The organism is Leptolyngbya sp. DQ-M1, assembly GCF_039962505.1.
Classification (GTDB): Bacteria; Cyanobacteriota; Cyanobacteriia; order Leptolyngbyales; family Leptolyngbyaceae; genus Leptolyngbya.
Genome location: NZ_JAMPLJ010000001.1, coordinates 491,069 through 514,872 on the forward strand (window position 1 = coordinate 491,069; position 23,804 = coordinate 514,872).

The following is a 23,804-nucleotide window of genomic DNA, read 5'->3' on the forward strand; positions in this document are numbered from 1 at the left end:
AGAGTTATCCTTTAACGGCTCCAGCAGTCAGACCTTGAACAATGCGGCGCTGGAAGAACAGCACCAATAGCACGAGCGGAATCGTACCGAGAACCGTAGCCGCTGCGATCGGGCCAAACGGAATTTCAAACGGGGAAGCACCACCGAGTTGAGCACCTGCAACCGGAACGGTTTTCATGTCTTCGCGAGTGATAAACGTCAACGCAAAGATGAATTCGTTCCACGCAGAAATGAAGGTGAGAATTCCAGTTGTAACCAATGCTGGAATTGTCATCGGTAAGACCACTTCGAGCAGCATTCGAGGAGTGCTATAGCCATCAACTCTGGCCGCATCTTCGAGATCTTTCGGTAATTGCTGAAAGAAACTCCGCATCACCAAGATGGTTAACGGTAAATTGATCGCAGTGTAAGGAATGATCAGCGCGAGATAGTTATTACCGAGGTTGAGATAGCGAACGATTTCTAACAATCCAAAGAACAATAGAATTGGTGGAAACAATGTCACAATCAAAATGGTTGCGAGAATCCAACGTTCTCCCTGGAGCTTCAATCGTGCCAACGCATAAGCCGCAGGCGCACCCACGCCCAATGCCAAAATCGTTGAAGCAAAAGAAACGATCGCGCTATTGAAGATATAGTTCAAAAACGGGCGACGCTGGAACAGTTCGCGATAGTGATCCAGGGTGTAGCGTGTGGGAAAGTAGACGTTCGGAATTGCCGCAATATCAGCGTTGACCTTCACTGAAGTCAACAACTGCCACAAAATTGGGGCGAGGCAGAAGATAACGGTGAACGCGACCGCGATCGGCAAGATAATTTTGCGACCAATCTTCGCTCCACCGCTTGGCGCTCTACGATCAACGGATTCTGGAAATACAGTGGTCATAGTTAGATTTCTCCTGCGGCTTTGGCTCTAGATCGAGTGAGGAAGTACGACGCGATCGCGACGGCTAACACCAACAGTAAGAACGTCACAACCACCAGCGCTGCACCGTAACCGAAATCCAAATACCGCATTACAGTTGAGTAAATGTAAAGCGACACAGTTTCGGTTGCACCTCCCGGGCCACCACCAGTCATCACGCTGATCAAGTCGAAGATGCCAAACGATTGTGCAAGTCGGAATAACAACGCGATTACAACTTGCGGCATCAATAGCGGCAGAGTGATCTGCCGGAAGCTTTGCCAGGGGCTGGCTCCATCGATCGCTTGCGCTTCGTACAAATCATTTGAAATCGACTGTAATCCAGCTAATAATAAGATGCTGATAAACGGAGTCGTTTTCCACACATCTGCCAGAATCACGGCAATCATGGCTAAGGTTGGATCGCCGAGCCAGTTCACACCCGTTTTCACAAGTCCCAAGCGCAGCAGAATATCATTCACAATGCCGTACTGGTCGTTAAAAATCCAAGTCCAGCCCAGTGCAATCAGCGCAGTCGGCAATGCCCAAGGGAGAATCGCGATCGTTCTAACTGTCCCCCGTCCCCGAAACTTCTGGTTCAGCACCAAGGCAATTCCCATCCCCAAAATCAATTCGAGGAATACAGAGGCAAGCGTAAAGACGGTTGAATTCAGCATCGTGCGCCAAAACCGCCCATCTTGCGCCATGCGGCCAAAGTTAGAAAGTCCTGCGAACTGTGGATTAAGTTGAGTTCCCAAGTTAATTGCGAACAAACTTTGCCAGAACGCTCTCAAAATTGGGTAAGCAAACACCAGCGCCAGGATGACCAATGCGGGAATTGTGAGGAACCACCCTGCGCGGCGTTCTCGTTCTCGAATGATGTCTTTCATCGGCTAAGCTCCTAACAGCGATCGCGTTTCTCGTGCTGCCGATTGCATCGCTTCTTCGGGTGAAATTTGCCGAGACAGCGCTGCATTCAAGTAGCGTTGCAAAATGTCTGAGGTTTGGGCATATTGCGCGATCGGGGGACGCAATGCCGGGTTTTCCAGAACTTTCAGAATCATTGGAAAGTATTCGTAGCGCTGAAGCAGTTCTCGATCGTTGTACAGTTCACGCCGCGTCGGTAAGTAGGCACCTGCGATCGCTAATTGCTTCTGAGCTTCTGTGCTGGTGAAGAATTGCACTGCTTTCCGGGCTTCTTGAGGGTGTCGGGTGGTGCTGGAAATTCCCAGTCCCCAGCCGCCTTGGCACGCTCCACTGCGTGCATCTGGCGCGTGAATCATTGGCTTAATACCAACTTTGCCGCGTACCGGAGAATCTTTGCCGTTCAGCAAATCCCAAGCGTAGGGCCAATTGCGCATAAATAGCGTGTTGCCATTTTGGAATAACCGTCGTGCATCTTCTTCGATGTAAGTGTTGACTCCTGGCGGTGAAACCCCTTGTTGGATTGTGCTGACCAGGAATTTCACCGTGTCGATCGCTTCAGGTCGATCGAGTCCCACTTCATTGGTCTGAGGATTGATCCAAAAACCCCCATTTCCTTGCAGAACTTCGATGAACATCGCCGATAGTCCTTCATACTGCCGACCCTGCCACACATAGCCCCACTGCGCTGCATCTTTCGATTGAACCGCCTTCGAGGCTTGCATCAAATCTTGGAACGTTTCCGGCGGCTTTAATCCGGCTTGCTGGAGTAAGTCCGATCGGTAGTAAAGCATTCCCACATCTGTCCGGTAGGGCAAGCGATAAAGCTTACCTTTATACCGTCCACCTTCGATGTCCCCCTTGAGGAACTTTCCTAGCTCTGGTTCCGGCAAGATGTCGGACATATCTTGCAGCCATCCTGCTGCGGCGAACTTGGGAACCCAAGTGATATCCATGTTGAGGAGATCATAAGGCGAGTCACCAAGCAAGAATGCAGAGGAATAGAGATCTTCAACTAAATTAGAAGAGTTCGGGCCTTCAACAATATTGATCTTAATGCCTGGGTTTTGCCGCTCAAACTCTGCAATTAGAGGTGGAAACGGCTTCACATCTGGAGCGGGAATCAAGATTGACAATATAACAGGCTGCTGAGCTCTTAGAGGAAGAACAACCAGCAGCGCAGTTAAGGCGAATGCAACAAAGGAGCTAACGATGCGAAATGTGAGCGATCGTCGCCAATATTGCACGAATTTATAGCGATATTCTTGTAGGAGTTGCATAGGCGAATTACCCTGCGATCGCGGTTTGAATTCGCGATCGTATTGCGTTGAGTAAATGGTGAATTGGGCAAAATTTGAACAGAAATCAAACGCTAAAACTAAGCATTTCTGTAGAAGTTCCAGCGTTCTAAATCATATGAATATGGCGATCTCGCCCTCATCTTCTTTAAGATGGATGAGTTTAAAAAGAATGTTAAGTTAGTTGAATAAGCCTATTAGTTTCTGATAATAACGAGAAGCTTCTGTCTTAATAGAAATTAGGCTTTAGCCATGTTGAGGAAGGCTCAAACAGTCCGAAGCACGCTTTACAGCTCGGTCTAATAATCACTATCAGCGACACAGATTCCCTGGCACTTAATTCCATTTGTCGCCGTGCGTTTACAGTGCGGACAGAGCAGCGTATCGCTTTCGGATACTTGCTCAGTTTCTGCTTCAGTCGTGATTTGTGGCTCGTTCTTTTCGGGTTGAAGTTCGCTCGTCATAGAAGCAATTTTGCGATCGATCTAAACATAGCTTAACAAATAGCGCTTTTCAACGCTCAACACTTCAACGTCTTCGACTTTGCTATTGAATCTAGAACGATCACTAAACACCCGCACATCTAACCCCGAACACCGCGCCTGCGCCAAGTCCGCCACCTGCCCATACAATCCCGCATTAAGCAACTCAAACCCCACAATCAAAACAATCCGCTTCATAGTTGATGAGAAAGAGAACGCCCCTTTATTGTACGGATTGTTTTCAAGCAGTATGGTGATTCATGCTTAGATAATGACTTACTGACCGCGCCCCGGCTTGCAATCTGCAAAACCTAACGCCTCCAAGTCTAAAAAACTTGCGATCGCCATCTCAAGCACTGCTTTGATCGGAAACCTAATTTCTTCCGATGGCGCGATCAGAGCCGATCGGATTCGCTCTGGTAGACGCTTTAAAATTGCTTCGGCATCAGTGCGAGAAAGTTGTTCTGTTTTGCTTCCATAAAGCTGTATTTTGGTAATCGTGCCACAATTATTCTCTAGTAGGCTTACGAGTGTAATGTTACTTGTGCATATCGTGAATATGATGTACCACACACTTTGAAGTTTTCAACTTTAACAATACAACCATACAAGTTTCTCTCATGGTGTTTTCCAGTAGAATCAAGAATTTCAAAACGGATAATCGGTCTAATTTCCTGCCGCCTCGAATCCTGATCTAGAACAAATGAAAAAAGACTTTCTGGGCACACAAATTTATAGGTTTCTGGCTGAATGTCTGAAGGCTTCAAGAGCATCGGTTTACGTTCATTTTCTTGCTCTGGAAGTAGTACACGGTTCTTCCTGCTACCTTCAAAGGCTAATCCAACATTTAACGAAACACTGGGCTGATTGCCCAAGTTTGCAAAAGCTAAATGTAGAACCAAGACTGTTTCGCTACTTGAATTACTTTCTGAAAACCAATTAAGTAAAGTAAGCTTTACTACTCGCGTCTTCGTAGAAACTGGAAATACAGGGTAAGCACAGATACAGTTAAAGAAAAATAGTAGAGCTAGAGCAGCTATTGTGTCACTCGTAGACATAAGCCATTGCGGGTATACATTTCTGCTTTGATCTTCCAATTAATGTAGAAAATGACCTTATGATCAACCAACAAAAAAGGAGGTCTAAAACCTCCCGCTAATGCTCAGAGTTAGCAAACATTCAGAACTCGCTTACGCCAGACCTGTATTCATGCCCTGTTTACCCGTAGCCAGTTCCACCTTCACAATCTTTCCACCCATTTTTTGGATGCGTTGCTGCTCTTTGAACCAGTTCTCGTAAGGGACAAGCTTGGTAAAGAACGTATTTTGCAGTTCGCGCTGTGTGCGAATCCGAGTTTGGCTCGGAACACAAGCGGTAATCTTGAACATTCTCATGGGATCTCTCCTAAAGATGAAGAAAGGCGCAGCAAAAAAAGTGCCTTGCAAGAGTTGAGTTTAGAAAAATCTCAAAAAGAGTCGATCGCCAATTCAGCTAAAAATAGCGGCTTAACACATTGGAACGATCGCCGGTTTCACAAAACCTCTGTTTAAAAGGTTGGAAGCCAAGAGTCAACATTAAATCGTAAAAGCTTAAATACGCCTCAACAACTTAATACTCACTCCAGACTTCCAAACCAGTCCGAAAGCTAAAGAACGAAGATCACTCCATTCTCAACCTTTCGCGAGTTAGCTCAAACCAGAGCTGATGTAGTCGAAGTAAACGCCCATTTCTTTACCAGCGTCAGAACCAACCAATCCAGCCGTGACTTCTTTCATAGCTTGGATCGATTGAACGGTAGCAGCAATGGGTACACCCAAGCTGTTGTAGGTTTCTTTCAATCCGTTGAGCACGCGCTCATCGAGGATCGAAGGATCTCCAGCCAACATTGCGTAGGTTGCATAGCGGAGGTAGTAGTCGAGGTCGCGGATGCAAGCAGCATAACGACGGGTGGTGTACATGTTTCCACCGGGGCGGGTGATGTCCGAGTACAACAAGGACTTAGCGACAGCTTCTTTGACGATCGCTGCTGCGTTAGCCGAGATGGTGGTCGCTGCACGAACGCGCAGTTCACCCGTTTGGAAGTAGCCTTTGAGCTTTTCGAGGGATGAAGAGTCAAGGTACTTACCTTGAACGTCAGAAGTATTGATTACCGAGGTAATTGCGTCTTGCATGGTTAAAGTTCCGTAAGTCGCGTGGTCTAGTTAAACAAGGAGGAAATCGATCAAGGCAGCAATTACTGCATTGCACCGATTACATAGTCGAAGTAAGCGCCAGCTTCAGACGCATCATCAGACGAGAGCAGCGAGGAAGCAACGCTCTTCATAGCGCGAATGCCTTCTGCAACCGCAGGAATCGGAGTTCCCAACGAGTTGTACATTTCTCTCACGCCGACGATACCGATTTCTTCGATCGGGGTTACATCACCTGCAACGATTCCGTAGGTTACGAGACGCAGGTAGTAGTCCAAGTCACGCAGACAGGTAGCGGTCATTTCTTCGCCGTATGCGTTTCCACCAGGAGAAACAACATCAGGACGCTTTTGGAACAGTTGATCACCTGCTTGCTTGACGATGCGCTCACGCGAATCGGTCAAGGTTTGTGCGATCCGCAGGCGGCGCTCACCCGTGGTGACGAAGCCTTTGATCCGATCCAATTCACCGGGGCTGAGGTAACGTGCCTCAGCGTCAGCGTTCACGATTGACTTCGTGACAATACTCATTGATGGATTCCTCCAAGGAAATGTAACCGAGTGTGTTTAAAACGGGAGTTCCCCAAATGGCTTTGCAAGTTTACGCGCTTGGAGCCGTGGCTTTCAGCTTCTCAGGATGTCTGAGGGCTGTCAAGCTTGAGATTCGTCAGAACTGCAATGAAGCAGTTCGGGCAACCTCTGTGACGCAAGCGTTTTGACTTAGCGACCTTCCGAAATTATTGTGCGGCATTGTGTTCACTATCCTGGTGAGTCTGAAACATTTTGTAATATCTTTACTCAGGATAGAGAACACATATGGGAATCCGTCTTGTAGTAGACCCAGAGGGAGTACAGGCGATGTAAAATCTGCCTCACGGTTGATTTGGAGCGCTACATGAAGCGGTCTTTTTCATGCAATACCTCGATCGGCGCTTGGTGTTCACTTGCAGCCCTGGTCGGGATTGGAACGCTGTCCTACTCCACGTTGGCGGGATATCGCGAGGCGAAGCAGTGGGAAAATCACACGCAACAGGTTTTGCTGGCAACTCAATCTTTACTCTCACAGCTAAAGAATGCTGAGTTAGGGCAACGGGGATATCTGCTCACGCAGGATCGCCAATATTTACAACCGTATGAAGATTCGATTCAAACTGTCGATCAAACGATGGTTCAGTTGCGAAGTTTGACCAAGGATAATCTCAGCCAGCAGCAACGACTATCACGCATTAATCAATTGCTGCTCGATCGTTTTGCTCTAATCAGGAGAACGATTAAGTTAGCAGATGCAAATCAATTTGAGCCGGCGCGATCAATTGTGAAGAGCAATCAAGGTCTATCTTTGATGACTGAGATTCGCGGGTTGATTAGCGAAATGCAGAATGAAGAAAACCAATTGTTAGAAGAGCGAGCGAATGCTGAGCGAAATCGGCTGAATACGATCGTGAGTCTGACGATTCCAAGCTGCTTGGCGATCGCGTTATTTCTTGAAGTTTTGGTCTTGCAGTTGCGGCGAAATTTAATTCAGCGTGAGTTAGCAGAGCAAGCTTTGCGTAAGCAGAATGGCAAGCTGAATTTGCTATACGATACAACGCGAGAGTTATTGTTAGCGGAAGATCCAATCTCGCTACTAGATAACTTATATGAAAGACTTTCAGCGCAGTTAGGCTTAGGGTTTTATATCAATTATTTAGTAACCCCTAGAGGGAATGGCGCTTCTCTAAAACTAGCTTCATCATATGGATTAACGGCTGAACAAAAGATGGATCTTCTAGAGCTAGAGCTCGGCCAGGCTGTATGTGGTCAGGTTGTACAGGATGGAATACAAATTTCTATTAGTGATGTTCAAAGTTCAGTTCTAGAAAAAACTAGTTTGATACGATCGCTGGGTATTACCGCTTACTCTAGTCAACCCTTGATTACTCAAGGAAAAGTGCTAGGGGTGTTGTCGTTTGGTAGTCGATCGCGGACTTCTTTTACACTTGAAGAACAAGAGTTAATGCAGGCAGCAACAGATCAAGTTGCGATCGCAATCGATCGAGCGAATTTGATGAAATCGCTGCAAGATCGAAGCGAACAGTTAGCCAAGTCAAATCAAATTAAAGATGAGTTTTTAGCAGTTCTGTCTCATGAGTTACGAACACCATTGAATCCAATCTTGGGCTGGGTACAGTTGCTGCGTCAACGCAAGTTTGATTCGTCAGTTGCCGATCGCGCTTTAGATATTATTGAACGGAATGCAAAGATTCAGATTAACTTGATTGACGATTTATTAGATATATCGCGAATTTTGAAGGGTAAGCTGGTACTAAAAAGTGAGCCTGTAGATTTACGGAATTCAATTCTATCGGCGATCGACACCTTCAACTTTCCGCAGAAGCGAAAAAAATCTCAATTCAATTTATTAGTCCTGATGTGCCATACAGGGTTTCGGGAGACTCCAATCGACTTCAACAAATTGTCTGGAATCTACTTTCTAATGCCATCAAATTTACAGCAGAAAACGGACGAGTTGAAGTTGCACTATCCCAGAACGAAAGTGCTCAATCACGGACAGCCGAAATTACAGTTCGGGATAATGGGGTAGGCATCGCCCCTGAGTTTCTGCCGTATGTGTTTGATCACTTTAAACAGGCAGATGGAAGCAGTACCCGGCAGTTCGGGGGACTCGGATTGGGACTCGCGATCGCGCGCCACCTCGCTGAGTTGCAGGGTGGAACGGTGCGCGCCGAAAGCGAGGGAGAAAGGCAAGGGGCAACCTTTGTAGTCGCATTACCCTTGGTAGAATCTGCCATTTCAGAACAGTTTAGCGGGCTTGAGAAACAGCCAGCCAACAAAGAAGAATGAAGCGGTAAAGAGTTGGGCGATATCTAATGCAGAGAGATAGCCGTCCATTAACGCGGCGATCGAGCGATCGGTAATGCCAAACAGCCAGGAGGAAATGCCGAAGATCCAAATTCCCGATCGCAGCCTTGAAAGGAACGTAGCCAGTTCAGGAGAGGGTTGACGAATCATAATGCGCTCTAAGGGGTGGGAGTGGGTTCATGATGCTGTCTATGTTAAAAAATATTATAAACTCTTGCCATTATTCCCCAGATATACATTACGATTCTCTGACTTTAAGAGAGCGTGAAGTTCAGGATTGAAAACATCGGCAAAATCTTGCTTTAGAGACATCTCTTATGGTTTGGTGAATTGGTATACCTGATTCACGTCAATCTACCTAGCGCCAGAATGCCTTACGCGATCGACTTCGGAACCAGTAACACTGTGATTACCCGATGGAATGCAGCGACCCAACAGCCAGAAACCCTTTCTCTTCCTGGAATTTCGCAGCGCCTTGCCCAAAATCCACCTTTGATCCCAAGTTTGATGTACGTGGAGAATGCAGCGCAGGGAAAAGTTGTGATCGGTCAGCAGGTGCGCGATCGGGCGTTAGATATCAGCAGCGATGCTCGATTTTTCCGCAACTTTAAGCGTGGAATTGGGACAGATGTACAGGGATTTTTACCGGAATTAGACGGAAAAACCGTTCGATTTGAGCAGGTTGGCGAGTGGTTTCTGACGCAAATGATCAACCAACTCAAAACGACTGATCCAGAGATTGCAGAGTCGATCGTGTTTACGGTTCCGGTTGATAGTTTCGAGGCGTATCGATTGTGGTTGGGGCAGATTTGCGAATCGCTAGATATCAATCAGGTGAGAATGATTGATGAACCGACTGCGGCGGCATTGGGATATGGATTAAGCGATCGACAAACGTTATTAGTGGTTGATTTTGGTGGCGGCACACTAGATTTATCGATCGTTCAAATCAACGTGAACGAGATCTCTCAATCGAAACCGTTGGGATTCATTCTGAAATGGGGGCAGAAATCATTTAAGGAACAGTCAGGACAAAAAGCAAGGATTGCTAGAGTGATTGCTAAAGCGGGACAGAATTTAGGCGGCTCAGATTTAGATAATTGGGTCGTGGATCATTTTGTCAAAACTCAGGGGCTCACGGCAACACCCTTAATTGCAAGACTTGCAGAACGCCTGAAGATTCAGCTTTCTCTTTCCACTCAAGCGCAAGAAGTGTTCTTCAACGACGAAACGTTTGAAAGCTATGACTTATCGCTCACTCGATCGCAGTTTGAGCAGATTTTGAGCGATCGCGGATTTTTCACTCAGCTTGATGAGTCAATGGAACAAGTGCTGCAACAAGCTCGCCGTCAAGGGTTGGCAACAAGTGATATTGATGCCGTTTTATTAGTGGGTGGAACGGTTCAAATTCCAGCCGTTCACAACTGGGTGCGGCAGTATTTTGACGAAAGCTTGATTCGATGTGAAAAGCCGTTTGAAGCGATCGCTCAAGGCGCACTTCAACTGAGTCAAGGCGTACAGCTTAAAGACTTTCTCTACCACGGTTACGGCATTCGCTATTGGGATCGCAGGCAAAATTGCCACAACTGGCATCCCTTAGTTAAAGCGGGACAGCCTTATCCGATGGAGAAGCCCGTTGAGTTAGTGTTGGGTGCGTCGATCGACAGTCAACCCAGCATCGAACTCGTCATCGGTGAAATGGGCGCAGAAACAGTTCAGACCGAGGTGTATTTTGATGGCGATCGCTTAGTCACTCGAAATCTCACCCGTTCCCAGGCTCCGGTGCAGGCATTAAACGATCGAGACGGATCGCGCAGCATTGCAGAGCTTGATCCGCCGGGAGTGCCGGGAAGCGATCGCATTAAAGTGCAATTTCAGGTGGATAGCGATCGCTTCCTCAAAATCACGGTTGAGGATTTGTTAACAGCGCGAACGTTAGTCGAGGATCAACCCGTGGTGCAGTTGAGTTAAGAATCGCGCTTTCGTTGGCTCCAAGTTGCGCCGACTGCCGCACCCGCACCCGCTACCATTCCTGCCATCATGCCTTCGCCCGTCTTTCTCACAGGATCTTGGGTCAAGCATTGATTAGTCACGACCTTATCTTGCAGACACTGATTGCTTTCTGCCCAGCTTGCCGAACCGCCTAACACAACGCCAGCCGCACTGCAAACCAATACGACAATCCAAGCCGGAGGATGATTTTTTCTACCCATACTTAACTCTTCGGGTTTAATCTAGTGGAGGAGTACACATTACTTTACTTGTAGATCGAACCCTTGCTCACAAATTTTGTGAAGTTCTGGTGTGAATTTTTAAACAAATTTCATCTGTCGAAAGACAGAAGTACAGAAAGCCTTAATTGATGCGACTTTGCTCAGTTTTGAGGAAATCTGACTAGAATTGAGAGTAGCTTAACATTCAGTCATACATAAGCTCGATCGACCTGGAGGAATGCTCAACATGGACGCGGAAACGATTAAAGAACGGATTAAGCTGATCGAAAGCAAGCGCGAATCTCTATTGAAGCTGATGGAACAGCCGAATCTGGGCGCGTTGCGGATTGACGTGAATCAGGCGCTTGAGGAGATGGATATTCTGATCGAGGAGTTTCAGCAAACCTTCCCGGATGCTTAATCATCGCTCGATCGCTCCGCTTCACGCAGTGTTTGGACTTGCCAATACACCAATAGCAACGCGATTAGTAACAGCAATGTTGCCGCCGCCGCTGCATAACCAAAATCAAATTGAGCAAAGGCTTGATCGTAGATGAAGTAAACGAGCAAGTTGGTGGAGTTCATTGGGCCGCCGCCCGTGATTACATAGACTTGCTCGAAGCTTCGTAAGGTAAAAATTGCAGTAGTGACGGTAACGAAGACGATCGTCGGTCTCAATCCCGGCAGTGTCACATATCGAAACTTCTGCCAAGCGTTTGCCCCATCTAGTTCTGCGGCTTCATACCGATTGATTGGAATCGTTTGCAATCCCGCCAGAAACACGACTATATTAAATCCGATCTGCTTCCAGATGCTGAGCAGGATCAACACAGGCATCGCCCAAACCGTACTTTGAAGCCAGGGAATTGCGGGAATATTAATCGCGTTTAACCACTGATTGATCACGCCATCGGTTTGAAAGAGCCAGCGAAACCCCAATCCAACCGCAACTAACGACGTAATCGACGGAATAAAGTAAGCGGCTCTCAGCAATCCACGAAACAGAATTGATTGATTCAGCAAGACCGCTAAGCCCAAGGGAAGGATCAAACTGGGAATCACGGTTGCGATCGTAAAGTAAGCCGTATTCCCCAATACTTGCCAAAAATCAGGACTCAGCAGCAATCGCCAATAATTCCGTAATCCGACCCAGCGCACCCCCAATCGGGTGAAGCTGCCCGTAGTGAAGCTGAGATAGCACAGATACGCGATCGGATACAACACAAACACACCAAGCAGAATCAACGCAGGCGCGAGAAAAACCCAAGCAGCAATCACTTCTCGATCAAGTAAGCGCGAGAATCCGGAATCTGATCGGGGTTTGGTGCGAAGGGAATCAAAGAGCATGAGGGCGATCGTTCAAATTAGGGTTATTTTATCGGTCTGGCTATCAATTAACATGAACAATCAACTTTTAAGAAATTGTTTCTACCAGCGATCGCAGCCCCTACGCTAAACTGAGAAGCTGTTTTCTCATCATCGTTCTCATGGTTGCGCTGATTTCTCCTGAACACGCTGAATTTCCGTCTCATCCGCGCCTCAAGCTTGGCGTGATGGCATCGGGAAGCGGAAGTAACTTTGAAGCGATCGCGCAATCGATTCAAGACGGGCACCTCAATGCAGATATTCAGGTGGTGATTTATAACAATCCGGGGGCAAAAGTCGTCGATCGAGCGAACCGATTTAACGTTCCCGCCGTCTTACTGAATCACCGGGAGTTTGCTAGTCGGGAGGACTTAGATCAAGCGATCGTCAAAGCCTTGAAGCAGCATTCAGTGGAATGGGTGATCATGGCGGGTTGGATGCGGATTGTGACTCCGGTTCTGATTGAGGCATTTCGCGATCGTATTCTCAACATTCATCCAAGTTTGTTGCCGAGCTTTAAGGGCAATCGCGCCGTTGAGCAAGCCTTAGAAGCAGGTGTGAAGATTGCAGGGTGTAGCGTTCATTTAGTCGTTCCAGAAGTCGATAGCGGCGACATTATCATTCAAGCGGCGGTTCCGGTACTTGCAGAAGATACGATCGAAACTTTGCAAGCTCGAATTCATGCAGAAGAACATCGGATCTATCCCGCAGCGATCGCAATTGCAGCGGCAAACTCCTTGTAAATGCTGATTTACATCATCCTTTAGGCTGATGTGTAGTTCGCCCAGAGGCGGCATGATATATACAGATTGAGAAGCTCATCGTCTAACACAAGGGCAGTCCAAACCGGGTAGGGACTGCTTTTTTATTGGCAAAATTTCGGATCTCTTCCCAAACTTCCCCACTTCAGGCACAATCAAGCGATATCGTGATCAAGTGCCGCGCATGGATGCCTTTTTTGCTCAGTTCGTGCAGTTAGTTGTCAATGGAATTTCTGTCGGGAGCATAATCGCGCTCTCAGCAGTGGGATTAACCCTAACTTACGGAATTCTGCGACTCTCAAATTTCGCGCACGGTGATTTCATGACGCTGGGCGCTTATTTTACGCTGCTGTTTAATGCGATCGGTATCAATATTTGGATATCGATGTTTCTCTCTGCGATCGTCACGGTTGGAGTGACTCTACTGAGCGAAAAACTGCTCTGGTCGCCGATGCGAAAAAAACGAGCAACCCCAACCACGCTGATTATTATTTCGATCGGGCTTGCCTTGTTTATTCGCAATGGCATTATCTTGATTTGGGGCGGCGGCAATCAACGGTATAACCTTCCTGTGCTTCGCGCCTTATCTATTTTTGGAATCAATATTCCGTTTAATAAAATACTGGTGATCCTATTAGCGATCGCGGCGATCGCTGGATTACATTACCTGTTGCAAAACACCAAAATTGGTAAAGCGATGCGGGCAGTGGCAGACGATTTAGATCTAGCCCGCACAACAGGAATTAATGTCGATCGCGTCGTGATTTGGACTTGGGTAATTGCCGGAAGTTTGACAGCATTAGGCGGCAGTATGTTGGGATTAGTGGAAGCCGTGCGCCCGAATATGGGCTGGTTCCTAATTCTGCCGCTATTTGCGTCGGTGATTCTAGGGGGAATTGGTAATCCCTACGGCGCGATCGCGGGTGGATTAATTATCGGCATTGCACAAGAGGTCGGAGGCGGATTGACTGATTTGTTATCGCCATTTGCTTCAAATCCGATCGCTGGATTTATTATCGCAACTCGCTTATTTACAGCCCAATACAAACTTGGATTTGCATTGTTAATTATGGTGATTGTGCTGTTAGTGCGTCCGCAGGGATTGTTCAAAGGAACCACCTAAAACATGATCTCGCAAATAATCTTGAACCTCAAAGAAATCACTCCAGGGAATAAAGGCTTTATTGCGTTCTTCTAAATACCGAGTGAGCGGCGGACGCGCAAACACAACTTCGGCAGCTAAAGCGAGATTTAAGTCGGTAATCGAATCCCCGATCGCAATCGATTGATCCGCGTTATATTTCGCCATAATTTGTGCTTTTGCCACAATTTCTGTCTCACTTTCGTAAGCAGAATGAACCTGTAAAAACTGTTCTCTCGTATCGACTTCCATTGCATGAATCGCATAAATTCGATGGCGGAGCGGATTAAGCACAGATTCAACCATTCCCATTAAACCGCCAGAAATCACGACAAAAGGAATCTCCCTCGACTCAAGAAAATCAAGCAGTTCTAATAAACCAGGGCGAATCGGCTGCGATCGCGTGAACTCGATGATGTCTCCATATCGCGCTGATGGAATCGATTGAATAAACTTTCGGACTCCATCCCGTAAAGTCAGACGTTTCGCATAAATTTCTGGAAGTAAACGCTCTGATAATACAGGTGTAAATTCTCTCAGCATTGCGACAAAGGTTTCTGCCTGGGTAATCGTGCCGTCAAAGTCGCAAAATACAATGCGTTTCATTTTCTTTCCAGGTGATTTCTACTTTTATAGTTTGAGCAAGTCAGTATTTTTTATACTTTTTTTGCGCTAATTTTTGCATTCTGCCTGCAAATCATAAACTAAAGCTAGAGGTTTCTAGATTTGAGCTAATACAAAATTCAAGATGACTGGTAAACCTGTTATGAGAACTCGTTATGAATTTTCAAATAAGATTACCCCAAGAAGCTCTAAGCTATTATGGTCATCGCGCGATCGAAAAGCATTTCCGTAAAGCGATCAAGCACGAAGAGGACGTTTTAGCCGATCGAGACCCAGAAGCACTCCATCAAATGCGAGTGGGGTTAAGACGACTGAGAACTGCAATTCAGGTGTTTGGGTTCGCCGCAGACTTGCCCGAAGCCGCCAGCGAAGCGAGAATTCGCAAATTTGCTCAAGTGCTGGGAGCGGTACGCGATCTAGATGTGCTTCAGCTTGAACTCACTTCGCATACCAGCCTTCCTGCGCGTGAGCAGGACACTTTAAAGGGATCGCTCAAAAAATTGCAGCAGCAGCGATCGCGAGATTTTGATCAACTGCAAAAAACCTTGGAGTCCAAAAAATACGAGGCATTCAAGCAAAGCATGGAGGATTGGTTAGCATGGCCGCAGTTCAGCGCGATCGCCCAGTTGCCCATTCGAGAAGTTTTGCCTGATATTCTCTTGCCCTTGATTAGCGGCATTTTGCTACATCCCGCTTGGCTGATCGGCGTTGAATTCGAGTCCGAGCCTGATCGAAAAGTCTTTGCACCCATTACGCCTGAATCTATTCGAGAGCAGCTAAAGCAAGACGAACTTCTGCACGATTTACGCAAGCAGATGAAGCGATTGCGCTATCAAACTGAGCTATTCACCGATTTCTATGGCAAAGGATACGAGTTTCAGGTGGATGAATTTAAGCAAATTCAAGAAGTTTTAGGACAGATTCAAGACAGCGTTATATTGCAATCTTTTCTAAACAAACATTTGAATGATTCGATCGAGAAACTTTGCCCCACTTTCTCAGGTCGGCTCGATCAAAGAATGGCAATCGCTTGGAAAGAATGGCGATCGTTGCAAGAAAAATATTTAGATGTCGATTTTCGGATTCAACTGCGTCAGCTCGTTTTGCAACCCAAATCTTAACCAGCCAAAATCCTAACAAGCAGCGTGGGAATTCTTAGCATATCGTCTCTCACGCTGCTGGTATGCGTACTTTCTTGCGGCTATTCGGTTTAGGTCTAATTATTCTTGGAATCTACTTCTTAGGACAAAAAATTATTTTCACCACTGGCGGTTATGGCTATTGGTGGCAGGGAATCGCAGCAAACGCTTCTATCGCATCCTTAGTTGCCGGAATCTTGATGCTGATCTTTCTTCCAAGACGTGATCGAAGACTAGGCTGGGTACCGATAATCCTCGGAATTACCTTCGTTTTCTTCAATAGTCGAGCCATTCTGAATCCCACGAGTCTTTGGCAGTTTCTGGTTTCGTTCGTTTCGATCGCGATTGGCTATCGAATGCTAATTACAGGACAATCGCCCCTTTAAAGTCTAGATCGCAGCAGATCGTCGATCTGCTGCACTTTTTTATTCGCCTTCTAACACCGACGGAATCCCCAACACAGGACAGGGGAACGACTTGCCCAGTTGCTTCACCAAGGGATGATCCGGGGCATCACAGCCCAGAATCAGCAGCGATGCGCTTTCCGCCGCCACAACCTCTTTTAGCTCTTTCGCAACCACACCAAACCGCAGATGCGTTTTGAGCGACCCGCGCCACTCTTCCGCCATACATCGAGCATTCCACAGAATACGATCGGCTTGTTCAAACAATTCCGCCGCACCGAACTGCGCTTTTGTCGCGGTTTCTAGCTCCGCGATCGCCGTTCGACTGGTGCGCCATTCGCCTTCGGCTTTTGCTGCGGCTTTACGCTTTGCACCCGATTCAAACACTGGAATCCGCTTCATCATACCGTCTTCAACCACGTACACCACTTGAACCGTGACTTGTTTTCCGGTTGCTAAGCGAGTTTGATGAGCGATCCAGAGCGTCAAATCCAATGCGGTCTGGCTCCTAGGTGAATTTGAGTAACCAACGACGAGATTAATTCCCGAATCTGCTGCACCGCTTGGGGCTTTTGCAGGAATTAAAACCATTTTCTGGACAAGATCAGTACGTCCGAGCGTTCCTTGGAGCCGTACCAGCATCGAATGAATGTTCATGAGTGCAACCTCTCTTAACTACAAAAGCGAGAGGTGGGTGAGGGAGTTGTCCCGATCGCAAACGATCGAGTTAGTTTAGGAAACTCAGAGTTAAACACTGAGTCATCCTCCCAATGCCGACGGAGTTAGCTGACGGGCTAAGACTGGAAGGTGTCTTTCTCAGACGGGTGTTTGAGATTCGCCCCAAAAATTGGTTCCTCCGCTTTGAATTTGGTCAGATTACTGTTCTACCAAACTCAGATTAGGCGACCCACAGATTAGCTTCCCTAGATGTTGACGAAATGTAGGCATAACAACCTTGGCTGTTTCACAAATAATTGGGAACCCAAAAGAATCAGGAACACTGGCTCAAGTCGTTGTTAGTTAATTTATTACAGGTGAAAGCGATAGAACTGCTACTTGCAAAACAAAAGTGAGGCATTAACTAATCCAGCCCCCGTAGCAAGCCCCCCTTCCAATTGTATCAGTCGCTCCTAAAAATCCTGTGCTTCTTTAAAGTCTGTATTCTCATTGACTGAAAAAATCTAATTTCAATTATTAGTTTCTGCTATCGAAACCTCAATCTCCATCCATCTCCAGGATTAAATTGTCGCGATCGCTACACTTTAATAATTGGGTTAACTGTGGAGAAGTTCTATACATTACTAGCGATGGAATAATAAAGCCACTCCCAAAAGAGAAATGAGAACGCCGAAAAACGATCGCAGACTGATCCGATCGCCCATTGCCCAACTAATAGGAAGAACAAACAGGGGACTGGTACTGCTGAGTGCTTGAGCAATCCCCGTGGTGGCAAATTTCAGCGAGGTTTGCTGGAGCCAGATACCGAGATAGGTGCTGATAAAAGCAGTTCCGGCGATTACCACAAGCAAACGACGATCTTTTAGGGGTTTGATCATTTCGCTAATTTGGTGCTGTAGAAGTATCCAGATCAACAGCGCGATCGTGCCCCCGATTAACCGAATTAAGGTACTCCACAAAGAATCAATATCGGTATGAATCAGCGCAGATCTCGATAACACTGCCCCCGCCGCTTGCCCGATCGCCGCAAGCAGTCCGTACAAACTTCCTTGTAGGGGGCGAAAGTTCTCATGCCTGTCCGAAACCCGTTCCAAAATCACCCAAACGACCCCAGCGATCGTCAGTCCGATTCCGAGCCAGGCGGCGACAGATAAGCGTTCCTGAAGAAAGATCAAGGCAAGAATCGCAGAGAGTGGCGGGGCGAGGGTTTCAAACAATAAAGTGTGTCGTGCCCCGATACAGTTGAGCGCTTTGAAATAGGCGGTATCTCCGAATCCGATGCCGATTACGCCACTGAGAAACAAGAGAAAAAATGAGGCAGGATCGATCGCCGGAAAGGATTGTCCTGTGAACAAAAAGGTGAGACCGAGCAGCACGATCGCGATCCAGCCTTTTGTAAAATTCAACGCTAAAGGAGTAATCTGCCGTCCGACTCCGGTGTAGACGATCGAGCCGCACGCCCAAATCAATGCAGCAGCGAGCGCGGCAAGTTCACCCCGAAACTGTAGAAAAAAAGACATCAAAGCAAGTCAACCAATTCGAGAGTTTGAGCCGGATCGACCAGAGTATTGGCACAGAGAATCCCAGAAGCCGCCACCGCAGGCACTCCAATTCCCGGCATGGTGCTGTCTCCAACGCGGTAGAGGTTTTCGATCGGCGTGTGACAACTCGGAAATAATCCCTGTCCTGCTGGAATTCCCGCTCCATAGGTTCCTTGATATCGTCGCAAATATCGCGCATGAGTCAGCGGCGTTCCAACCAGTTCTAGAACAATTCGGTCTTTGAGATCCGGGATGACTCGCTCAACCGCTCGGTAAAGTGGCTGCGATCGTGCCCATTTTTTCTGTTCGTATTCGGCATTGCGTGTCCAATCTGCGAAGGGTTCTAAGGTATACGTATGAACCACATGATGACCGGATGGCGCTAGATTTTCATCCCAAACCGAGGGAATGGAAATCATGCAGGTATTCCCAGGAGTCGTGATGTCGCGATCGTCATGCACAACCACATGATGTCCAGTGAGATGCTGTAATCCGTCTGCTCGAATGCCCAGATGCAAGTGCATAAAGCTATCGATCGCAGGCGTAGCCAGCGCATTTTTACGGTAGGAAGTAGGAAGATCTGTCGGCTCTAAAAGCTGAGCATAAGTATCCCAAACACTCGCATTAGAAATGACGATCGCGGCTGATAATGTCTCACCGTTTCGCAGCCGCACTCCCCGAACTTTGCCTGATTCCACCAGAATTTTTTCGACGTGAGTTCCAAGCCGCAATGTCCCGCCCCATTTTTTCAGTCCACGAACCAGTGCATCAACGATCGCTCCACTGCCCCCGATCGGGTAATCAATCACGGAGTTTGTTCGCTCGCCAAACATAAACGCCACTTCAGGCGCGATCGTTCCATGTGCCTTCAGTCCCGACAGCAAAAAACACTCTAAATCGATCAACCGCCGCACCCACGGATCACGAACGGTTTGATCCATCAAATCCCCAACTGAAGCTTGGATCATTGGTAGATTTGGCAACATCTTCAGCAGCGATGGAAGATAGCGACTCAGCAAGATCGGAGCTAATTTCCAATCGCTCCGGAGTGCCAGCGTGGGAATTTCTCGCAACCCTGCGTACAGTTTGAGAAATCGCTTTTCGAGTTCGATCAGTTCGATCGCACCCTGCGGAGAAATTTGGGACACCGTCGATCGATATTTCTCTAGATTGCCGTAAACCGGGAGTGTCGCGTCCGGGAAGTGATAATGCCCGAACGGATCATAAGGAACCGCTTCCACCGATTCCCCTAAGACAGCCAAGACTTGGCGCAAGGGATTCACAGAGCTTGAATCGCTTAATCCACAGTAAAACGATGCGCCGGAATCAAAGTGAAACCCCTGCCGCGAAAAGCTATGCACCGCGCCTCCTGGAATGGTATGGCTTTCACACACCAGCACCGACTTGCCGTAACGCGCCAAAAGTGCACCTGCAACCAATCCCCCGATTCCGCTTCCAACTACAATCACATCTTGCATCGTTTCTTGACTCTACCTTAAGAGTTCTGTCATCTCTAACCATTATTGCTAGAGTGAATTGACGCTACAAAAATTTCACTATGACACAAGCAAAATTAGGGGACACCGTCCGCGTTCACTATACAGGCAAACTCGATGATGGCACGGTATTCGATTCCTCAGCCAACGGCGAACCGTTGGAGTTTACGATCGGAGACGGCAACATTATCCCCGGCTTTGAAAAAGCGGTCGTGGGCATGAGTCCGGGAGATGCGAAAACCGAAGTCATTCCCGCTGAGCAAGCGTATGGCGAACATCGCGAAGAAATGGTCGTTGTGGTCGATCGTGCTCAGATGCCGCCAGAAATGCAGCCTGAAATCGGGCAGCAGCTAGAAATTCGGCAACCCTCCGGAGAAACCATCCCAGTCGTGGTGACAGATGTTTCGGAAGCAGATATTACGCTAGATGCAAACCATCCTTTAGCAGGAGAAGACTTAGTTTTTGATATTCAATTAGTCGAAATAGATTAATAAAACTGATTAATCGAGAAATAATGGGCTTTGTGGCGAAAAATGTTGTTCACAAAGCCTTTTTATTTGTCAAAATTCCGTAATCTGTGTGAATTCAGATGAAGCTCGATCTTGAGCTAGATTTCTCTATCTAAAAAGAGAAGTCTGTGTTCAGTCCGCTCTGTTGTTAAGCAGTGCTGCTTATCTCTTAAATCTTGAAAGGGATAAATAGCGCGGGTTTAAGCCAATAAGTGGTCAAATTCACACAGAGATGAGTTTGACAACTTCTGTAACACGTGGTTTCTATCTATGAAGAAGCTCTTCTGGTCTTTAATCAACTACTATGCGTAAGGGACTGCTGCACAAGCCCGTTGTCTTCTTCGGACCTATCCTCGACAAAATTCTTCTGACTCATTTTGTCGTGATTGGTCTACCGACAGCGCTGTACTACTACATTTTGGAGAATGGATGGGATCTTTCCTTTCTTCACGTTCTGATTCCGATATTGTACCTAGTGACTTCGATCGTGGTAGTTGGGGAAGCGCTGTCCACAGCAATCACGTATCGTCGCGGACATATCGCCAAGGTACCAAAGTTCGGGATTGTGCAGAGATTCATGCGCTCTCCTCGCACTCAGCCCCTTTACCCGTTGCTCGGAGCTACAGTTGATGTCCCCAAATGCTCGCTAATTGTGGCGGCGTATTTGCCGAACGAACAGCAGATTATTCTAGAAACGCTGGAGTATATCTTAAAGACGATCGAGCGTCCCGAAGCAGGCTTAGAGGTGATTCTGGCATACAATCGACCAGAACGTTTACCGATTGAAGACCGCTTAGAGCAACTGGCTGAGCAGCATCCAGAGCTTCAACTACTTTGTGTCGAAGGCAGTCGATCAAAAGCGCAGAATATTAACGCAGCCTTAGAAATCGTGACCGGAGAAGTGACTGGGATCTTAGATGCAGATCACCATCCAAATCCAGATTGTTTTACTCGCGCTTGGCGCTGGCTCTCGAACTATCGCTATAGCGCTGTGCAGGGGCGCAACGTAATTCGCAATCGGGGTTTTAACTTCATGACGCGGATGATTGCGGTCGAGTTTGAGTGTATCTATGGAGTCAGCCATCCGGCAAAATCGCTGCTAGTCGATACGGGTGTGTTTTGTGGCGCAAATGGATACTGGAGAACTTCGGTGCTGAAGCACATCGGATTTAGCTCGCGAATGTTGACTGAAGATATCGATGCAAGTTTTAGAACCTTGCTGAGCGGACACAACATCGTGCATGATCCGACGATCGTTGTGACGGAACTCGCGCCTGTAGATGTAAGAGCTTTCTGGTTCCAGCGCAAGCGGTGGGCACAAGGTTGGTTAGAAGTCACTTTGAAATATCAAGCCGTGATTGTACGATCGCTGCGTTTAGACAGTTGGCAGAAAGCCTATTGGACGCTGCTGCTGGTATATAGTGCAGGCTTTCACTTCATTGCACTGCAAGCGTTTCCAATGGCGTTTAGCTTAACGCTCACAGGCTCACAGGCGCCGGATATTGCTCCAGAATATATTTGGGCAATGACCCTATTGACCTTGGCGAGTGGCCCACTACAAACGCTGGCGGCTTGGCTCGTGAGAACTGATGTAATCAAACACTCTGCCAAAGATTTCTGGATTTACTGCTTGTTTATCCCGTTCTACTGTGTGTTTAAAAGCGTGATCGCAATTACGGCAATTTATGATCACATTGTTGGCAATACGGAATGGATTGTGACTCGTCGATCAACCGATGCCCTGCCGGAAGCCAAATAAAGAAGGGAACCGCAATTGCGGTTCCCTTAAATTCATAACGAGACAGCCAGACTATGCTTGAGGCGCTTCAGTTCCAGCTTCAAGCGCTCCACCAGTGTCAGCGAGATTAAGCTTCACGACTTTTGCCTGCTCTACCTTGGGCAAGGTCAAACTGAGGATGCCTTCCTTGAATTCAGCTTTCACTTGATCATTTTGAACTTCAACAGGAAGCGGGATCACACGCTGGAATTTGCCGTAGCGAAACTCAGTTCTAAACAATCCATGCTCTTCGGTGCGTTGCTCCTGACGGTGTTCACCTGCTAAAGAAATCGCATTCCTCATGACCTGAACATCGAGATTTTTCGCGTCGATGCCAGGAAGCTGAGCGCGGACAACCAACTCATTGCCTGTATCCTTAAGTTCGATTGCAGGTGTCCAGTCAAAGGAATCGCTCGAAGCAACAGAATCAAACAGTTGGTCAAATTGACGACGGAGTGTATCGATTTCGCGCCAGGGTTGCCAGTATCTAACTAACATATTGTGACCTCTTGGATAGCGATTAAGGACTTGAACCTTCATGTCCTTATCGTGCCGTACCCAGCGCTACCTAGTGATCAGGAGAACTGTACTAATTCAGTAGAGTTAACCGATCTAGGCCAGTACAAATTCAACCAGTGAGTTCACACCCAAAGCATATTCAACTTCATCAATTTGATCGCGATCGCGCCATTCATCAATCACACCTAATAGGCAGCGTACTGCTAAATCCCGTTGAATTAATTCTGTTACAGCTTGCCAGGCATCTGGTGCATTCGAGAAAAAGCCAAGCTGAATCATGCCACCTTCATGCCACCAAATGCTAATCCAACCTGCATCTTGTTCGGTGATTTCGATATGTTGTCCAAGGTAAGTCATCACTACTTTCGCCCCTCGATCCGCGTCTTGATGAATCCTAGAATACGAGCAGTAATGGGGGTTTGACCTCTACTAAAAAGAAGGGATTATCTAGCAGCACTCTCTCTTCCGACAGTAACCGCGAGATAATCCTCAGCACAGATTGAAGCAGTCAATTTCGTAGCGGTCGAGCACTGATACTATGCAGCGCTACGGGTGACGAGTCCCCAAAGAAAGATTGCAATCATGGCTCCGAGGACTGCTACAAGTAAGCCCGGTAAGCTAAATCCGGTCGCAGTGAGGCTGATTGTTCCTTTCGTTAGAAGCGTATACAGGCTTCCGCCTAAGAACGAACCAATGATGCCTAAAATCATGGTGCTGAAAATTCCGCCGCCCTGCCGCCCAGGGTAAAGGAGTTTGGCGATCGCACCTGCAACGATTCCAAGTACAGCCCAAGCAATAATATTCATGCTAATTTCTCCTAAAGCTTCAAATTTTTAGGTGTGGAGAGTTGATCAATCGATCTAGGGTTTCTATCTAGAGAGGCAGTATATCCCTGTTTTTGTCTTCACTAGAAGAAAAACATTTTTATTTAATGATTTGATCCAAAAAAGACGCGATCGATTGATCGCGTCTTTCCTGC

The 23,804-nt window shown here is 47.2% G+C and carries 31 protein-coding genes and 1 riboswitch; of the genes, 11 read left to right on the forward strand and 20 right to left on the reverse strand.

All coding sequences use genetic code 11. The features are described from left to right. Positions 1 to 4: 4 nt before the first annotated feature. The 10 genes from NC981_RS02380 to apcA all read right to left on the reverse strand — a co-directional run bounded on the left by NC981_RS02380 (position 5) and on the right by apcA (position 6,327). Positions 5 to 886 (reverse strand): carbohydrate ABC transporter permease, encoded by an 882-nt coding sequence (locus tag NC981_RS02380; protein ID WP_190378500.1) that lies wholly within the window; start codon positions 884 to 886, stop codon positions 5 to 7. A 2-nt stretch (positions 887 to 888) separates the two neighbouring features. Then, positions 889 to 1,794: a sugar ABC transporter permease gene (locus NC981_RS02385; RefSeq protein WP_190378501.1), complete on the reverse strand. Its 906-nt coding sequence runs from the start codon at positions 1,792 to 1,794 to the stop codon at positions 889 to 891. A 3-nt stretch (positions 1,795 to 1,797) separates the two neighbouring features. Beyond that, a complete protein-coding gene (locus NC981_RS02390) occupies positions 1,798 to 3,108 on the reverse strand; it encodes an ABC transporter substrate-binding protein (RefSeq protein WP_348241374.1) in 1,311 nt (436 codons plus the stop codon). A 317-nt stretch (positions 3,109 to 3,425) separates the two neighbouring features. After that, positions 3,426 to 3,590 carry a hypothetical protein gene (locus NC981_RS02395; protein WP_348241375.1) on the reverse strand — a complete coding sequence of 55 codons (165 nt, stop codon included), beginning with the start codon at positions 3,588 to 3,590 and terminating at the stop codon, positions 3,426 to 3,428. A 21-nt stretch (positions 3,591 to 3,611) separates the two neighbouring features. Then, positions 3,612 to 3,806: a hypothetical protein gene (locus NC981_RS02400; protein ID WP_348241376.1), complete on the reverse strand. Its 195-nt coding sequence runs from the start codon at positions 3,804 to 3,806 to the stop codon at positions 3,612 to 3,614. A 78-nt stretch (positions 3,807 to 3,884) separates the two neighbouring features. Continuing rightward, positions 3,885 to 4,097 (reverse strand): hypothetical protein, encoded by a 213-nt coding sequence (locus tag NC981_RS02405; RefSeq protein WP_348242026.1) that lies wholly within the window; start codon positions 4,095 to 4,097, stop codon positions 3,885 to 3,887. 35 nt (positions 4,098 to 4,132) lie between these two features. Then, positions 4,133 to 4,666, reverse strand: coding sequence for a hypothetical protein (locus tag NC981_RS02410; RefSeq protein ID WP_348242051.1), 534 nt, complete (start codon positions 4,664 to 4,666; stop codon positions 4,133 to 4,135). Positions 4,667 to 4,798: 132 nt separating this feature from the next. After that, positions 4,799 to 5,002 (reverse strand): phycobilisome linker polypeptide, encoded by a 204-nt coding sequence (locus tag NC981_RS02415; RefSeq protein ID WP_059000225.1) that lies wholly within the window; start codon positions 5,000 to 5,002, stop codon positions 4,799 to 4,801. Between the two features lie 291 nt (positions 5,003 to 5,293). Continuing rightward, on the reverse strand, positions 5,294 to 5,779 hold the full coding sequence (apcB, locus tag NC981_RS02420; RefSeq protein WP_190378506.1) for an allophycocyanin subunit beta: 486 nt from the start codon (positions 5,777 to 5,779) through the stop codon (positions 5,294 to 5,296). A 62-nt stretch (positions 5,780 to 5,841) separates the two neighbouring features. Beyond that, positions 5,842 to 6,327, reverse strand: coding sequence for an allophycocyanin subunit alpha (gene apcA, locus NC981_RS02425; RefSeq protein WP_348241377.1), 486 nt, complete (start codon positions 6,325 to 6,327; stop codon positions 5,842 to 5,844). Positions 6,328 to 6,383: 56 nt separating this feature from the next. Between apcA and NC981_RS02430 the strand changes: the two genes are divergently transcribed. The 3 genes from NC981_RS02430 to NC981_RS02440 all read left to right on the forward strand — a co-directional run bounded on the left by NC981_RS02430 (position 6,384) and on the right by NC981_RS02440 (position 8,640). Beyond that, positions 6,384 to 6,515: a hypothetical protein gene (locus tag NC981_RS02430; protein WP_277881520.1), complete on the forward strand. Its 132-nt coding sequence runs from the start codon at positions 6,384 to 6,386 to the stop codon at positions 6,513 to 6,515. Between the two features lie 176 nt (positions 6,516 to 6,691). Beyond that, positions 6,692 to 8,380 carry a CHASE3 domain-containing protein gene (locus NC981_RS02435; protein ID WP_348241378.1) on the forward strand — a complete coding sequence of 563 codons (1,689 nt, stop codon included), beginning with the start codon at positions 6,692 to 6,694 and terminating at the stop codon, positions 8,378 to 8,380. Further along, on the forward strand, positions 8,278 to 8,640 hold the full coding sequence (locus NC981_RS02440; protein ID WP_348242027.1) for an ATP-binding protein: 363 nt from the start codon (positions 8,278 to 8,280) through the stop codon (positions 8,638 to 8,640). The genes NC981_RS02435 and NC981_RS02440 overlap by 103 nt, the downstream gene beginning before the upstream one ends. Here the strand turns inward: NC981_RS02440 and NC981_RS02445 are convergent. Continuing rightward, positions 8,590 to 8,808: a hypothetical protein gene (locus NC981_RS02445; RefSeq protein WP_348241379.1), complete on the reverse strand. Its 219-nt coding sequence runs from the start codon at positions 8,806 to 8,808 to the stop codon at positions 8,590 to 8,592. The genes NC981_RS02440 and NC981_RS02445 overlap by 51 nt on opposite strands. Positions 8,809 to 9,027: 219 nt before the next feature. Here NC981_RS02445 and NC981_RS02450 point away from each other — a divergent pair, with 219 nt between their 5' ends. Further along, complete coding sequence (locus NC981_RS02450) at positions 9,028 to 10,629, forward strand: Hsp70 family protein (RefSeq protein ID WP_348242028.1); 1,602 nt, start codon at positions 9,028 to 9,030, stop codon at positions 10,627 to 10,629. Here the strand turns inward: NC981_RS02450 and NC981_RS02455 are convergent. Further along, on the reverse strand, positions 10,626 to 10,871 hold the full coding sequence (locus NC981_RS02455) for a hypothetical protein (RefSeq protein WP_190378510.1): 246 nt from the start codon (positions 10,869 to 10,871) through the stop codon (positions 10,626 to 10,628). The two genes, NC981_RS02450 and NC981_RS02455, sit on opposite strands and share 4 nt — an antisense overlap. Positions 10,872 to 11,109: 238 nt before the next feature. Here NC981_RS02455 and NC981_RS02460 point away from each other — a divergent pair, with 238 nt between their 5' ends. Next, positions 11,110 to 11,292 carry a hypothetical protein gene (locus NC981_RS02460; protein ID WP_190378918.1) on the forward strand — a complete coding sequence of 61 codons (183 nt, stop codon included), beginning with the start codon at positions 11,110 to 11,112 and terminating at the stop codon, positions 11,290 to 11,292. On the opposite strand, the gene NC981_RS02465 is transcribed toward NC981_RS02460, so the two are convergent. Further along, on the reverse strand, positions 11,289 to 12,218 hold the full coding sequence (locus tag NC981_RS02465) for a sugar ABC transporter permease (RefSeq protein WP_348241380.1): 930 nt from the start codon (positions 12,216 to 12,218) through the stop codon (positions 11,289 to 11,291). The genes NC981_RS02460 and NC981_RS02465 overlap by 4 nt on opposite strands. A 140-nt stretch (positions 12,219 to 12,358) precedes the next feature. Here NC981_RS02465 and purN point away from each other — a divergent pair, with 140 nt between their 5' ends. Both purN and NC981_RS02475 read left to right on the forward strand, forming a co-directional pair. Beyond that, positions 12,359 to 12,979: a phosphoribosylglycinamide formyltransferase gene (gene purN, locus NC981_RS02470; RefSeq protein WP_348241381.1), complete on the forward strand. Its 621-nt coding sequence runs from the start codon at positions 12,359 to 12,361 to the stop codon at positions 12,977 to 12,979. 202 nt (positions 12,980 to 13,181) lie between these two features. Further along, positions 13,182 to 14,120, forward strand: a complete 939-nt coding sequence (locus NC981_RS02475) for a branched-chain amino acid ABC transporter permease (protein ID WP_348241382.1) — start codon at positions 13,182 to 13,184, stop codon at positions 14,118 to 14,120. Here NC981_RS02475 and NC981_RS02480 read toward each other — a convergent pair. After that, the gene (locus NC981_RS02480) at positions 14,082 to 14,744 is read right to left on the reverse strand and encodes an HAD-IB family phosphatase (RefSeq protein WP_348241383.1); all 663 of its coding nucleotides are present in this window, start codon (positions 14,742 to 14,744) and stop codon (positions 14,082 to 14,084) included. The two genes, NC981_RS02475 and NC981_RS02480, sit on opposite strands and share 39 nt — an antisense overlap. Positions 14,745 to 14,917: 173 nt before the next feature. Here NC981_RS02480 and NC981_RS02485 point away from each other — a divergent pair, with 173 nt between their 5' ends. Continuing rightward, positions 14,918 to 15,883, forward strand: coding sequence for a CHAD domain-containing protein (locus NC981_RS02485; protein WP_348241384.1), 966 nt, complete (start codon positions 14,918 to 14,920; stop codon positions 15,881 to 15,883). A gap of 62 nt (positions 15,884 to 15,945) precedes the next feature. After that, positions 15,946 to 16,287 (forward strand): hypothetical protein, encoded by a 342-nt coding sequence (locus NC981_RS02490; RefSeq protein ID WP_348241385.1) that lies wholly within the window; start codon positions 15,946 to 15,948, stop codon positions 16,285 to 16,287. Positions 16,288 to 16,326: 39 nt separating this feature from the next. Here the strand turns inward: NC981_RS02490 and NC981_RS02495 are convergent, their stop codons facing one another. The 3 genes from NC981_RS02495 to NC981_RS02505 all read right to left on the reverse strand — a co-directional run bounded on the left by NC981_RS02495 (position 16,327) and on the right by NC981_RS02505 (position 20,002). Further along, entirely contained in the window at positions 16,327 to 16,962 is a 636-nt protein-coding gene (locus tag NC981_RS02495; RefSeq protein WP_242027118.1) for a universal stress protein, read from the reverse strand. Positions 16,963 to 17,064: 102 nt separating this feature from the next. Next, positions 17,065 to 17,188, reverse strand: a riboswitch (cyclic di-AMP (ydaO/yuaA leader). 418 nt (positions 17,189 to 17,606) lie between these two features. Beyond that, on the reverse strand, positions 17,607 to 18,503 hold the full coding sequence (locus NC981_RS02500; RefSeq protein WP_348241386.1) for a DMT family transporter: 897 nt from the start codon (positions 18,501 to 18,503) through the stop codon (positions 17,607 to 17,609). Further along, positions 18,503 to 20,002 (reverse strand): NAD(P)/FAD-dependent oxidoreductase, encoded by a 1,500-nt coding sequence (locus tag NC981_RS02505; protein WP_348241387.1) that lies wholly within the window; start codon positions 20,000 to 20,002, stop codon positions 18,503 to 18,505. Before NC981_RS02505 ends, NC981_RS02500 begins: the two co-directional genes overlap by 1 nt. Before the next feature lie 80 nt (positions 20,003 to 20,082). Between NC981_RS02505 and NC981_RS02510 the strand changes: the two genes are divergently transcribed. Together NC981_RS02510 and NC981_RS02515 are read left to right on the forward strand one after the other, a co-directional pair. Beyond that, entirely contained in the window at positions 20,083 to 20,511 is a 429-nt protein-coding gene (locus NC981_RS02510; protein ID WP_190378519.1) for a peptidylprolyl isomerase, read from the forward strand. Between the two features lie 322 nt (positions 20,512 to 20,833). Further along, a complete protein-coding gene (locus tag NC981_RS02515) occupies positions 20,834 to 22,288 on the forward strand; it encodes a glycosyltransferase (protein ID WP_348241388.1) in 1,455 nt (484 codons plus the stop codon). A 51-nt stretch (positions 22,289 to 22,339) separates the two neighbouring features. On the opposite strand, the gene NC981_RS02520 is transcribed toward NC981_RS02515, so the two are convergent. The 3 genes from NC981_RS02520 to NC981_RS02530 all read right to left on the reverse strand — a co-directional run bounded on the left by NC981_RS02520 (position 22,340) and on the right by NC981_RS02530 (position 23,631). Further along, a complete protein-coding gene (locus tag NC981_RS02520) occupies positions 22,340 to 22,804 on the reverse strand; it encodes an Hsp20/alpha crystallin family protein (RefSeq protein ID WP_348241389.1) in 465 nt (154 codons plus the stop codon). 114 nt (positions 22,805 to 22,918) lie between these two features. Continuing rightward, positions 22,919 to 23,182, reverse strand: a complete 264-nt coding sequence (locus tag NC981_RS02525; RefSeq protein ID WP_190378521.1) for a hypothetical protein — start codon at positions 23,180 to 23,182, stop codon at positions 22,919 to 22,921. Between the two features lie 179 nt (positions 23,183 to 23,361). Continuing rightward, complete coding sequence (locus NC981_RS02530; protein ID WP_348241390.1) at positions 23,362 to 23,631, reverse strand: GlsB/YeaQ/YmgE family stress response membrane protein; 270 nt, start codon at positions 23,629 to 23,631, stop codon at positions 23,362 to 23,364. Positions 23,632 to 23,804 lie beyond the last annotated feature (173 nt).